General features: G+C 68.8%; 9 protein-coding genes. 6 read left to right on the top strand and 3 right to left on the bottom strand.

Going from position 1 to position 12,107, the window contains the following annotated elements; all coding sequences use genetic code 11:
- The first annotated feature begins 6 nt into the window (after window positions 1-6).
- The 3 genes from gspF to AC07PA_RS11825 all read left to right on the top strand — a co-directional run bounded on the left by gspF (window position 7) and on the right by AC07PA_RS11825 (window position 2,664).
- Entirely contained in the window at window positions 7-1,239 is a 1,233-nt protein-coding gene (gspF, locus tag AC07PA_RS11835) for a type II secretion system inner membrane protein GspF (protein ID WP_494605555.1), read from the top strand.
- A 9-nt stretch (window positions 1,240-1,248) separates the two neighbouring features.
- Window positions 1,249-2,166, top strand: coding sequence for a 5'-nucleotidase (locus AC07PA_RS11830; protein WP_007859704.1), 918 nt, complete (start codon window positions 1,249-1,251; stop codon window positions 2,164-2,166).
- A 141-nt stretch (window positions 2,167-2,307) separates the two neighbouring features.
- On the top strand, window positions 2,308-2,664 hold the full coding sequence (locus AC07PA_RS11825; RefSeq protein WP_494605553.1) for an EF-hand domain-containing protein: 357 nt from the start codon (window positions 2,308-2,310) through the stop codon (window positions 2,662-2,664).
- A 77-nt stretch (window positions 2,665-2,741) separates the two neighbouring features.
- Here the strand turns inward: AC07PA_RS11825 and AC07PA_RS11820 are convergent, their stop codons facing one another.
- The 3 genes from AC07PA_RS11820 to AC07PA_RS11810 all read right to left on the bottom strand — a co-directional run bounded on the left by AC07PA_RS11820 (window position 2,742) and on the right by AC07PA_RS11810 (window position 6,365).
- Window positions 2,742-3,173, bottom strand: coding sequence for a hypothetical protein (locus AC07PA_RS11820; RefSeq protein ID WP_035206059.1), 432 nt, complete (start codon window positions 3,171-3,173; stop codon window positions 2,742-2,744).
- 377 nt (window positions 3,174-3,550) lie between these two features.
- A complete protein-coding gene (locus tag AC07PA_RS11815; protein WP_494605551.1) occupies window positions 3,551-4,045 on the bottom strand; it encodes a cyanophycin metabolism-associated DUF1854 family protein in 495 nt (164 codons plus the stop codon).
- Between the two features lie 31 nt (window positions 4,046-4,076).
- Window positions 4,077-6,365 carry a cyanophycin metabolism-associated ABC transporter gene (locus AC07PA_RS11810; protein WP_035206199.1) on the bottom strand — a complete coding sequence of 763 codons (2,289 nt, stop codon included), beginning with the start codon at window positions 6,363-6,365 and terminating at the stop codon, window positions 4,077-4,079.
- 231 nt (window positions 6,366-6,596) lie between these two features.
- Between AC07PA_RS11810 and AC07PA_RS11805 the strand changes: the two genes are divergently transcribed.
- The 3 genes from AC07PA_RS11805 to AC07PA_RS11795 all read left to right on the top strand — a co-directional run bounded on the left by AC07PA_RS11805 (window position 6,597) and on the right by AC07PA_RS11795 (window position 12,106).
- Window positions 6,597-8,804: a cyanophycin synthetase gene (locus AC07PA_RS11805; protein ID WP_494605548.1), complete on the top strand. Its 2,208-nt coding sequence runs from the start codon at window positions 6,597-6,599 to the stop codon at window positions 8,802-8,804.
- A gap of 240 nt (window positions 8,805-9,044) precedes the next feature.
- Window positions 9,045-11,624, top strand: a complete 2,580-nt coding sequence (gene cphA / locus AC07PA_RS11800) for a cyanophycin synthetase (RefSeq protein WP_145695820.1) — start codon at window positions 9,045-9,047, stop codon at window positions 11,622-11,624.
- Window positions 11,621-12,106, top strand: coding sequence for a CreA family protein (locus AC07PA_RS11795; protein ID WP_007860091.1), 486 nt, complete (start codon window positions 11,621-11,623; stop codon window positions 12,104-12,106). The genes cphA and AC07PA_RS11795 overlap by 4 nt, the downstream gene beginning before the upstream one ends.
- Window position 12,107 lies beyond the last annotated feature (1 nt).

Here is a 12,107-nt window from a genome sequence, read left to right as displayed (position 1 = left end):
TGCTGCATGCCCGCTTTTTCCTTTGAAGCCCTGGACGCCCAGGGCCAGACCCGCAAAGGCCTGATGGAGGCCGACACCGCCAAGTCCGCCCGCACCCAGCTGCGCGCGCAGGCCCTGGTGCCGATTGCAGTGGAGCAGGTCCAGACCGGGCATTCCCGGGACGGCGCTGCCCAGGGCTGGAACCGCAGCCTGTTCACCCGGCCGGTGTTCAACGCCACCGGCCTGGCCATCTGGACCCGGCAGATCGCCGGGCTGGTGAGTTCCGGCCTGCCGCTGGAGCGCGCCCTGAGCGCCCTCTCGGACGAGGCCGACGACGACCGCCAGCGCCACCTGGTGGCCGCCCTGCGCGCCGAGGTGAATGCCGGCGCCACCTTCGCCCGCGCGCTGGGCCAGCACCCGCGCGAGTTTTCCGACATCTACTGCGCCGTGATCGGTGCCGGCGAGCATAGCGGCAACCTGGGCCTGGTGCTCGAACGCCTGGCCGACGACCTGGAAGACCGCCAGGCGCTCAAGGCCAAGCTCATAGGCGCGGCGCTCTACCCGGCCATCGTGACCCTGGTGGCAATCGCCATCGTGATGTTCCTGCTGGGCTATGTGGTGCCCCAGGTGGCCAGCGTGTTCGCCGGCTCCAAGCGCGCCCTGCCCCTCATCACCACCGTGATGCTGGGCATCAGCGCCCTGGTGCGCAGCTACGGGCTGGCCCTGTTCGGCGCACTGGTCATCGGCGCGCTGGGCCTGCGCTGGTCGCTGAAATCGGAGAGCGTGCGCGAGCGCTTCGACGCTGCCTGGCTCAACCTGCCCCTGGTGGGCAAGCTCGCGCGCGGCTACAACGCGGCGCGCTTTGCCAGCACGCTGGCCATGCTGGCCAGTGCCGGCGTGCCCATCCTGCGCGCGCTGCAGGCCGCGGCCGAGACCCTGAACAACCGCGCCCTGCGGGCCGACGCGCTCGATGCCCTGGTGCTGGTGCGCGAGGGTGCACCGTTGGCCTCGGCCCTGGCGCAGAAGAAGCGCTTTCCGGGCCTGCTGTCGATGTTCGCGCGCCTGGGCGAACAGACGGGCCAGTTGCCGGTGATGCTGCAGCGCGCCGCCACCCAGTTGTCGGTCGAGGTGCAGCGCCGCTCCATGCAGCTGGCGACCATCCTGGAGCCCCTGCTGATCGTAGCCATGGGCCTGGTGGTGATGGCCATCGTCTTGGCCGTGATGCTGCCCATCATCCAGCTCAACCAGTTCGTCAAGTAGACACACACCATGGCCGTCACCCTGGACGACAAGCTGGTGGTCGCGATCTCCTCGCGCGCACTGTTCAATTTCGAGGAAGAAAACAGCGTCTTCGACGACACGGACGACCGCGCCTACGTGGAGATGCAGCGCCAGCGCATCGACATTCCGGCGGCGCCGGGCGTGGCCTTTTCGCTGGTGCGCAAGCTGCTGGCCTTCAACACCACCGAGCACCAGCGGGTGGAGGTGGTGCTGCTCTCGCGCAACGACCCGGTGAGCGGCATGCGCGTGTTCCGCTCCTGCCTGGCCCACGGCCTGCCCATGGTGCAGCGCGGCGTGTTCACCCAGGGGCGTGATCCGTTCCGCTACCTGCGACCGCTGGGGGCCCACCTGTTCCTCTCGGCCAACGAGGCCGACGTGCGCCAGGCGCTGCACCTGGGCTACCCGGCGGCGCGCGTGCTGACCGAATCGGTGCGTGCCGGCGACTCCAACCCCCATGAAGTGCGCATCGCCTTCGACGGCGACGCGGTGCTGTTCTCCGACGAGGCCGAGCGCGTCTACCAGGCCGAGGGCCTGGCCGCCTTCCAGCGGCACGAGAGCGACAAGGCGGCGCAGCCGCTGCCCGATGGTCCCTTCAAGCCCCTGCTCGCGGCCCTGCACCGGCTGCAGCACGCGGGCGGCACGGGCATGCGCATCCGCACCGCGCTGGTCACGGCACGCAGCGCGCCCGCCCACGAACGCGCCATCCGCACGCTGATGGACTGGGACATCGCAGTCGATGAAGCGATGTTCCTCGGCGGCCTGCAAAAAGGGGAGTTCCTGCGCGAGTTCGAGCCCGACTTCTTCTTCGACGACCAGACCGGCCATGTCACCTCGGCCTCGCTGCATGTGCCGGCGGGCCATGTGAACAGCGGGGTGTCCAACCCCGTCACGCTGCTGGCAGACTGAAGGGCCGGCCCTGGCGGTGTGCAAAGTTGTGCAATGGTGTGCAACTTGCCGCGAAAGAAGGCCTCTGACCGGTTGCAATGAACACCGTGCGCCCGCATCTGTGCGACCATGGTCCCGCAACAGGAACAGAGAACAGAACGCATGAAGATGAACCTATTGGCATGGGGCGCAGCCGCCGCCCTGCTTTGCAGCAGCATGGCGCTGGCCCAGGCACCGGCGGCGCCCCCACCGGCCGACACCGAAGGCCTGTCCAAGGGCGAAGCCAAGGCCATCCGCGAGTTCAAGATGCTGGATTTCAACGGCGACGGCAAGCTCAGCCGGACCGAAGTGAAACTGTTCCCGCGCCTGGCCAATGCCTTCGATGAGGCCGACACCGACCATGACGGCTTTGTCTCGTACGCAGAGGTGCGCGCTTTTGCGGCCAAGTACCGCGCCGAACGGGATCGCGCGAAACAACAGACGCCTGCTGCTCCCGCTCCTGCAGCCAGCGCTCCCTGACCCCACCCGCTACCGTTCGATAGCAAAAAAAACGATATCCCCTGGCGCCGTCGCGGCGCCTCAGCCTGCCAGCCGATTCACAACCCTGCCGTGCGCTTGACCTTGGGGTCCGAGTAGGTCAGCGGTTCGTTCTTGACCTGCTGGGCCAGGCGCTCCTGCAGGGTCACCTTGTTGATGTCCTGAGCCATTTCCACGGCGCTGCCGCTGGCACGCCACATGGACTGGATGAACTCGAGCAACTGCTTGTAGATGGGCTCCGGCGGCGGCTCGGGCGGCTCTTCCACCGTTTCCTTCTTCTTCACCTCGGTCCAGTCGCGGTTCGGCGCCTCGGGCGCCGAAGGCTTGTCGGGCTCGCGCACGATGGCCCCCTCCCCGAGCCGGTCCATGGACTCGACGGGCAGCGGCGCATTCACAGGGCGTATCGGCGGCGCCCCCGAGGCGCCGGTGGAATACAAATCGGCGCCCGGAGGACGCCAGGTCGGCGATCGATCAACAGGTGGCATTTGCATGGCAGGCCCCAGGTGGTGGATGGAATGGACAGAGGCACTTCCGGACTCTTCGTACATTCATAACGGCAAACAAAAGGGGAAATTGAGGTCTTTTTTGGCTTTAAGCCCAAAATTAAGGGTTTACCCCTAGTTTTTAAGCGGTGTTCAGGCGAAAAAAAGCCCGCCGCCCACACGAAGCAGGCGGCGGGCGGGTGCGGGCCAGAACCTGTTTACGATCTCCCAGGGGTCGCGCAGCGGCTTTGGCGGGAAGGGATGCTAGGCGCGGTGCGCAGTTGATAGCCCGGCTATCAACAAGCGCCGCAACGCCGCAGACCGCCCGCCAAGGCCACTGCCCGAGGGGTTGGAGCGCAATCCCCTGCGAGACCGTAAACAGGTTCTCAGAGAAAGCGTTCGAGGAAGCGGCGCGACTGGCGATCGAGCAGCGTGGTGTCGGGCACCTTGAACTGCACGCCCTCACCGGCAGCAATCAGCAGACGGGTGCGCCCGCCGAGCCGGCGGATGTCTTCCTCGGCCTTGAGCACCAGGCGCGCGGGGCCCCGGTCGGTCTCCACATCCCAGGTGCTGGGGGTCGAAAAACTCGATACGGCAGTAATTTTTTCGATAGTGGGCACAAACTCCCGCACCGCCAGCTCCTCTTCGACCAGGGTGCGCCCGGCCGGGGGCAGCTGGTCGAGGCGGTCCAGCCACACCAGCTCGTGGCCGTCGCTGCCCACCAGGGACAGGCCTTCGGCCGGGGCGGCGATGGGAAAGGCGCGCACGGGCACCACGCCCTCGTGCACGGTGCCGTCGGGCTGGGTCAGCACCAGGCGTCCGTGCGGATTGCGGTGCAGCTGCAGCGGGCGGGTCGGGGAAGGGGTCGTCAGGTCGGTCATGGCGGTGTCGTTGTCCGTCGAAGGGCGGCGCTCAGGCGCTGCCCGCAGGGTGGGCCGGGTGCAGCAGGCTGCTGTCGATGATCACGCCGGCGGCCTGGGCGTCCTCTTCGGCACGGCGGGCCTGGGCTTCGTACAGCCGCCAGTAGGCGCCCTGTTTCTCCATGAGCTCGTCGTGCGGCCCCACCTCCACCACCTCGCCGCGGTCCATCACCACCAGGCGGTCGGCCTTGCGCAGGGTGGACAGGCGGTGGGCGATGGCGATCGTGGTGCGGCCCTGCACCAGGTTGTCCAGGGCCTTCTGGATTTCCTTCTCGGTCTCGGTGTCCACCGCCGAGGTGGCCTCGTCCAGGATCAGGATGCGCGGGTCGATCAGCAGCGCACGCGCGATGCTGATGCGCTGGCGCTCGCCGCCCGACAGGCCCTGGCCGCGCTCGCCCACCAGCGAGTCATAGCCGTGCGGCAGGCGCAGGATGAATTCATGCGCATGCGCTGCGCGGGCAGCCGCGACGATCTCCTCGCGCGTGGCCTCGGGCTTGCCGTAGGCGATGTTCTCGGCAATGGTGCCGAAGAACAGGAAGGGTTCCTGCAGCACCAGGCCGATGTGGCGCCGGTAGTCGGCCACGGCGAAGCGGCGGATGTCCACGCCATCGACCTGGATGGAGCCGTCGCTCACGTCGTAGAAGCGGCTGATCAGGTTCACCAGGGTGCTCTTGCCCGAGCCGCTGTGGCCCACCAGGCCGATCATCTCGCCGGGGCGGATGTCCAGGTCCAGCCCCTTGATCACCGCGCGGCTGCCGTAGCGGAAGCCCACGTTGCGCATGGCGATGGCGCCCTGCACCTTGTCCACCTGGACCGGCTGGGCCGGGTCGGGCACGTTGCTCACGTGGTCCAGGATGTCGAAGATGCGCTTGGCGCCGGCGGCGGCCTTCTGCGTGACCGAGACGATGCGGCTCATGGAATCGAGCCGGCTGTAGAAGCGCCCGATGTAGGCGATGAAGGCGGTGAGCACACCCACCGTGATCTGGTTGCGCGAGACCAGCCAGATGCCGAAGGCCCAGACCACGAGCAGGCCGATCTCGGTGAGCAGCGACACCGTGGGGGTGAACAGCGACCAGGTCTTGTTGAGCTTGTCGTTGACCTCCAGGTTGTGCTGGTTGGCATCGCGAAAGCGCTGGGCCTCGCGCTTTTCCTGGGCGAAGGCCTTGACCACGCGGATGCCGGGGATGGTGTCGGCCAGCACGTTGGTGACCTCGGACCAGACGCGGTCGATCTTCTCGAAGCCGGTGCGCAGGCGGTCGCGCACGGTGTGGATCATCCAGGCGATGAAGGGCAGCGGCACCAGCGTGACCAGGGCCAGCCAGGGGTTGATGGAGAACAGGATGGCCGCCGTCATCATGATCATGAGCACATCGGTCACGAAGTCCAGCGCATGCAACGAAAGGAAAACGTTGATGCGGTCCGTCTCCGAGCCGATGCGCGCCATGAGGTCGCCGGTGCGCTTGCCGCCGAAGTAGTCGAGCGACAGGCGCAGCAAATGCTCGTAGGTGGTGGTACGCAGGTCGGCGCCGATGCGCTCGGACACCAGCGCCAGGATGTAGGTGCGCGCCCAGGACAGGCCCCAGGCCGCCAGGGCCGACGCCAGCAGGCCGCTGAGGTACAGCAGCACCAGGCCGGGCTCGATCTTCTGCCCGTTCTGGAACGGGATCAGGATGTCGTCCATCAGCGGGATGGTCAGGTAGGGCGGCACCAGCGTGGCCGCCGTGGAGGCCAGCGTCAGGCAGAAGCCCGCGGCCAGTTGCTTGCGGTAGGGCCGGGCAAAGCGCCACAGGCGCAGCAGCACCCAGGTGGAGGTCTGCGGCGGCTGGGCGCGTGCGCAGGCGGGGCACTCCTCGGTATCGGGGGGCAGGGGGGCGTGGCACTGGGGGCAGGTGGCCTCGTCCGCCTGCGCGGCGCCGGCGGGCTGCTCGAAGCGCTGCACCAGGCGCAGCGCCTGGGCATGCTGGCCCAGGGTGAAGCGCCACAGCGCCAGCCGCGCATCGGCATCGTGCAGCTCCAGCGCCCCGATGCCGCCGTGGTCGTGCATGCGCAGCGCAAGGCCCGGGGCCCGCGGCCATGCGCGCCAGGCGCTGGTGCCAGGATCGCAGGCCAGCAGGCGCTCGGAAGTCACCACCACCCAGCCCGTGGCGAAACGCAGTTCGCCGCTCAGGTCAACCTGTAACGTGGCCAGCACGTTCTCTTGGGAAGCGAGCATGGCCCGCAGATCGGCCCCCAGGGGGCCGGAAAAGACACCGGAGGCGTCCACAGAATGGTGATGTTGCATGTTGGATTGGTATTTGCGCCCCTGGCAGCCAGCGGTCACCGATTGCGCCACAGGGCGAATTCTCCCCGATACTGCACGCAAGGACGCCAAGGCATCCACCTGTAACGTCTGCGATGGCTCCCTGGCTGACAGCCAATGCTGCCATCCGAGTGGAGCACAATGTTCCCCCATATTCTCGTTGTCCTCCCCCGCATAGCCCCGAAAGGCCGGAACCCCTACCCGCTGCAACCCATGGCGAAATTCAACGACATCCAACTGCTTCGCATCAACTACCTGCGTGGACCCAACATCTGGACCTACCGGCCCGTGCTGGAAGTCTGGCTGGACCTGGGTGTGCTGGAAGACCATCCCTCGCACACCCTGCCCGGCCTCAATGAGCGCCTGACGGCCTGGCTGCCGGCCCTGATCGAGCACCACTGCGGCGTGGGTGAGCGCGGCGGCTTCCTTCAGCGACTGGAGGAAGGCACCTGGTGCGGCCACGTGCTGGAGCACATCGTGATCGAACTGCTCAACCTGGCCGGCATGCCCACGGGCTTCGGCCAGACGCGCAGCACCTCGCAGCGCGGCGTGTACCGCATGGTCTTCCGGGCGCGTGACGAGCAGGTGGCCCGCGTAGCCCTGGCCCAGGGCCACCGCCTGCTGATGTCGGCCATCAACGACGAGCCCTTTGACGTGGCCGCCGCCGTGGCGCGCGTGCGCACCGAGGTGGACGATCAGTACCTGGGCCCCAGCACGGCCTGCATCGTCACGGCCGCCACCGACCGCAGCATCCCCCACATCCGCCTGAACGACGGCAACCTGGTGCAGCTGGGCTACGGCGCCAGCCAGCGCCGCATCTGGACCGCCGAGACCGAATTCACCAGCGCCATCGCCGAAGGCATCGCCAGCGACAAGGACCTGACCAAGGGCCTGCTCAAGGCCTGCGGCGTGCCCATCCCCGAAGGCCAGGTGGTCAACAGCCCCGAGGAAGCCTGGGAAGCAGCGCAGGACATCGGTCTGCCCGTGGTGGTCAAGCCCTCGGACGGCAACCATGGCCGCGGCGTGACCCTGGACCTGCGCAAGCAGGCAGACATCGAGGCGGCCTACCATGTGGCCTACCCCGAGGGCAGCGACGTGATGGTCGAGAGCTTCATCCCCGGCGACGAGCACCGCCTGCTGGTGGTGGGCGGCAAGGTGGTGGCCGCCGCGCGCGGCGAGGTGGTCAGCATCACCGGCAACGGCCGCTCCACCGTCAAGGAACTCATCGACAGCCAGCTCAACTCCGACCCTCGCCGCGGCTACGAGGAGGAATACCCGCTCGAGATCATCGACCTGGCCACCGACACCAAGGTGCAACTGGAGCTCAAGCGCCAGGACCTCGATGCCGACTCCGTGCCTGCCGCCGGCCGGACCATCGTCGTGCAGCGCAACGGCAACGTGGCCGTGGACTGCACGGACGACGTGCACCCCGAGGTCGCCTACATCGCCCAGCTCGCTGCCAAGGTGGTGGGCCTGGATATCGCGGGCATCGACATGGTCGCGCTCGATATCTCCAAGCCGCTGCACGCGCAGGGCGGCGCCATCGTCGAGGTCAACGCCGGCCCCGGCCTGCTGATGCACCTGAAGCCCGCCGTGGGAGCCCCGCGCCCCGTGGGCCAGGCCATCGTGGAGCACCTGTTCCCGACCGAAGACCATGCCGAGGGCACGGCCGGCCGCATCCCCGTGGTGGGCGTGGCCGGCACGCGCAACACCGCCACCATCTCCCGCCTCGTGGCCTGGCTGCTGCACCTGAGCGGCCGCCACACGGGCGTGGCCTGCCGCGATGGCCTGTTCCTGGACCGCCGCCACGTGGACGTCACCGAAAGCGCCCACTGGGAGGCCGCCCACCGCCTGCTGATGAACCAGATGGTGCAGGCCGCCGTGATCGAGAACGACGCCCGCACCATCCTGCGCGACGGCCTGGCCTACGACCGCTGCAAGGTGGGCGTGGTGACCGACATGGACGGTGTGGCCACCCTGGCCGAGTTCGACGTGCACGAGCAGGACCAGATGACCAAGGTGCTGCGCACCCAGGTGGACGTGGTGCTCGCCGACGGTGCCGCCGTGCTCAACGCCGCCGAGGAGCAGGTGGTCGACCTGGCCCGCCTGTGCGATGGCGACGTGGTGCTGTACGCGCAGGACCCTGCACTGCCCGCGATCACCGAACACCGCGCCAAGGACAACGGCCGTGCCGTGGTCGTCAAGAACGGCCGCGTGGTGCTGGCCACCGGCAGCGCCGAGCATGTGCTGGGCACGCTGGCCGAGCTGACCTTCGGCCGCAATGCCGTGGTGCCCGACACCGAGGCCTTGCTGGCCGCCGTGGGCGCCGCCTGGGCCCTGGACATCGCGCCAGACCTGATCGGTGCCGGCGTCAAGACCTTCGAGCCCGACCTGCCGCCGCCGCCCGGTCTGCGTACATGAATAAACACCCCCTGAGTCGCTTCGCGCCTTCCCCCTCTCTCGACTCGCTGCGCGAGTCGGGAGGGGGACGCCCCCAGTGCGGCGGGGCGGCCCTTGCACGGGGGCACTGGCCTTCGCCGCGCCGGTTGCATGCACCTCAGGCATTGCTGCCCTTCGGGTGAAACTGACGCCGAGCAACCCAACAGATGTGATGACTCCGGGGCCTGCGCGCCCCGACGGACACTGAGAAAGAGAATTTCCATGGATGTATCCCGCACCCGGGCCCTGCGCGGCCCCAACCTGTGGAGCCGCCACATGGCCATCGAGGCCGTCGTGGCCTGCGATGAGAACGAACGTGCCATCCGCCAGATGGACGGGTTCGAGGCGCGCCTGCGCGCCCTGTTCCCCGCCATCGGCGCGCTGCACCCCGAGGGCGGCGACGGCGACATCTCGCTGGCCCATGTGCTGCAGACCGCCGCCCTGGCCCTGCAGGCCCAGGCCGGCTGCCGCGTAACTTTTGCGCGCACCACGGCCACCACCGACGCTGGCGTCTACCAGGTGGTGGTGGAGTACAGCGAAGAGGCCGTGGGCCGCAAGGCCTTCGAGGACGCGCAGCAGCTGATCCAGGCCGCACTGGGCCAGGGCAGCTTCGACGCAGAAAAGGCCGTTGCCGACCTGCGCGAGCTCGACGAGGACGAGCGCCTGGGCCCGAGCACGGGATCCATCGTGGACGCGGCCGTGGCGCGCGGCATTCCCTACCGGCGCCTCACGCGGGGCAGCCTGGTGCAGTTCGGCTGGGGCTCCAAGCAGCGCCGCATTCAGGCCGCCGAGGTGGACTCCACCAGCGCCGTGGCCGAATCCATCGGCCAGGACAAGGACCTGACCAAGCGCCTGCTGCATGCGGCCGGCGTGCCCGTGCCGCTGGGCAAGCCCGTCGAAAGCATCGACGAGGCCTGGGAAGTGGCCCAGAAGGTGGGCCTGCCCGTGGTGGTCAAGCCCCAGGACGGCAACCAGGGCAAGGGCGTCACGGTGAACATCACCGACCGCGCCCAGCTCGATGCCGCCTACCGCAACGCGGCCGAGTACGGCACGGTGATGGTCGAGCGCTTCCTGCCCGGCCACGACTTCCGCCTGCTGGTGGTGGGCGACCAGCTCGTGGCCGCAGCGCGCCGCGAGCCGCCCCAGGTGCTGGGCGACGGCCAGCACACGGTGCGCGAACTGGTCGAGCAGGTCAACCTCGACCCGCGCCGCGGCGAGGGCCATGCCACCTCGCTGACCAAGATCCGCCTGGACGAGATCGCCGTAGCCCGCCTGGCGGCCCAGGACCTGACGCCCGACTCCGTGCCGCCCAAGGGCCAGCGCGTGATCCTGCGCAACAACGCCAACCTGTCCACCGGCGGCACCGCCACCGACGTGACCGACGACGTGCACCCCGAAGTCGCCGCCCGCGCCATTGCCGCGGCCCAGATGGTAGGCCTGCACATCTGCGGCGTGGACATGGTCGCCGAGACCGTGCTGCGCCCGCTGGAGGAGCAAGGCGGCGGCTTCGTGGAAGTGAACGCCGCACCCGGCCTGCGCATGCACCTGGCGCCCTCGTACGGCAAGCCGCGCAACGTGGGCCAGGCCATGGTGGACAAGCTCTATGCCCATGGAGATGACGGCCGCATCCCCACGGTGGCCGTGACCGGCACCAACGGCAAGACCACCACGGCGCGCCTGATCGCCCACCTGTTCACGGCCCAGGGCCTGCGCGTGGGCATGACCAACACCGACGGCGTGTACGTCAATGGCCGCCAGATCGACAGCGGCGACTGCAGCGGCCCCAAGAGCGCGCGCAACGTGCTGCTGCACCCCGAGGTGGACGCGGCCGTGTTCGAGACCGCGCGCGGCGGCATCCTGCGCGAAGGCCTGGGCTTCGACCGCTGCCAGGTGGCGGTGGTCACCAACATCGGGGCGGGCGACCACCTGGGCCTGAACTACATCACCACGGTGGAAGACCTGGCCGTGCTCAAGCGCGTGATCGTGCAGAACGTGGCCACCGACGGCTATGGCGTGCTCAACGCCGCCGACCCCATCGTGGCGGCCATGGCTCCGGCCTGCCCGGGCAAGATCATCTACTTCGCGAGCGACCGCCACCACCCCGTGATGGCCACGCACCGCGCCCAGGGCAACCGCACGGTGTACGTGGATGGCGACTCCATCGTGGCCTCGGAAGGCTCGTGGCGCGAGACCATCCACCTGCGCGACGTGCCGATCACGCGCAATGGCCGCATCGGCTTCCAGGTCGAGAACGTCATGGCCTCGGTGGCCGCCGCCTGGGGCGCCGGCCTGCCATGGCAGACCATCCGCCGCGGCCTGTCGGGCTTCGTGAACGACAGCGACAACGCACCGGGGCGCTTCAACATCATGGACCACAACGGCGCCACGGTGATCGCCGACTACGGTCACAACCCCGACGCCATGCGTGCCCTGGTGGCTGCCGTGGACGCCCTGCCCGGCAAGCGCCGCAGCGTGGTCATCAGCGGTGCCGGTGACCGGCGCGACGAGGACATCCGCGAGCAGACCGTGATCCTGGGTGGCGCGTTCGACGACGTGATCCTGTACCAGGATGCGGCCCAGCGCGGCCGTGGCGACGGCGAGGTGATGGCCCTGCTGCGCGAAGGCCTGGCCGGCGCGGCACGCACCACGCACGTGGAAGAGATCCGCGGCGAGTTCATCGCCATCGACACGGCCCTTTCCCGCCTGCAGCCGGGCGACCTGTGCCTGGTGCTGGTCGACCAGGTCGAGGAAGCCCTGGCCCACCTGGCCAAGCGCTGCGCCGAAGCCGGGACCACGGCATGACGCGCGCTGCACTGCGCATGGCGACCCTGGCCGCCTTCACGCTGCTGGCGGGCGCCGCCAGCGCCGCGCCCGACAAGATCGGCACGGTGGACACGGCCTTCAAGCTGCTGGGCCGCGACCACGACATCATCGTCGAGGCCTACGACGACCCGGCCGTGGCGGGCGTGACCTGCTATGTCTCGCGCGCCCGCACGGGCGGCATCAAGGGATCGCTGGGCCTGGCGGAAGACCGCTCCGAAGCCTCGATCGCCTGCCGCCAGACCGGGCCGGTGAGCTTCCCTGCGCCGCTGCGCAAGCAGGAGGAGGTGTTCAGCGAACGCCTGTCGATCCTGTTCAAGCGCCTGCGCGTGGTGCGCATGGTGGACCCGGCGCGCAACACGCTGGTCTACCTGACCTACTCCGAAAAATTGGTGGACGGCTCGCCGCAGAACAGCGTGACGGCCGTGCCGGTGGACCGGGCGATGCCGATTCCACTGAAGTAAA

The organism is Acidovorax sp. GW821-FHT09B03 (assembly GCF_059418305.1).
This window is presented reverse-complemented; position numbering and strand designations above follow the sequence as displayed.

Bases quoted from the DNA above. Each gene is read 5' to 3' on its own strand.
- AC07PA_RS11830 (WP_007859704.1), top strand. From the start codon at position 1,249: ATGGCCGTCACCCTGGACGACAAGCTGGTGGTCGCGATCTCCTCGCGC.
- cphA (WP_145695820.1), top strand. From the start codon at position 9,045: ATGGATGTATCCCGCACCCGGGCCCTGCGCGGCCCCAACCTGTGGAGC.
- gspF (WP_494605555.1), top strand. From the start codon at position 7: ATGCCCGCTTTTTCCTTTGAAGCCCTGGACGCCCAGGGCCAGACCCGC.
- AC07PA_RS11795 (WP_007860091.1), top strand. From the start codon at position 11,621: ATGACGCGCGCTGCACTGCGCATGGCGACCCTGGCCGCCTTCACGCTG.
- AC07PA_RS11825 (WP_494605553.1), top strand. From the start codon at position 2,308: ATGAAGATGAACCTATTGGCATGGGGCGCAGCCGCCGCCCTGCTTTGC.
- AC07PA_RS11810 (WP_035206199.1), bottom strand. From the start codon at position 6,365: ATGCAACATCACCATTCTGTGGACGCCTCCGGTGTCTTTTCCGGCCCC.
- AC07PA_RS11805 (WP_494605548.1), top strand. From the start codon at position 6,597: ATGGCGAAATTCAACGACATCCAACTGCTTCGCATCAACTACCTGCGT.
- AC07PA_RS11815 (WP_494605551.1), bottom strand. From the start codon at position 4,045: ATGACCGACCTGACGACCCCTTCCCCGACCCGCCCGCTGCAGCTGCAC.
- AC07PA_RS11820 (WP_035206059.1), bottom strand. From the start codon at position 3,173: ATGCAAATGCCACCTGTTGATCGATCGCCGACCTGGCGTCCTCCGGGC.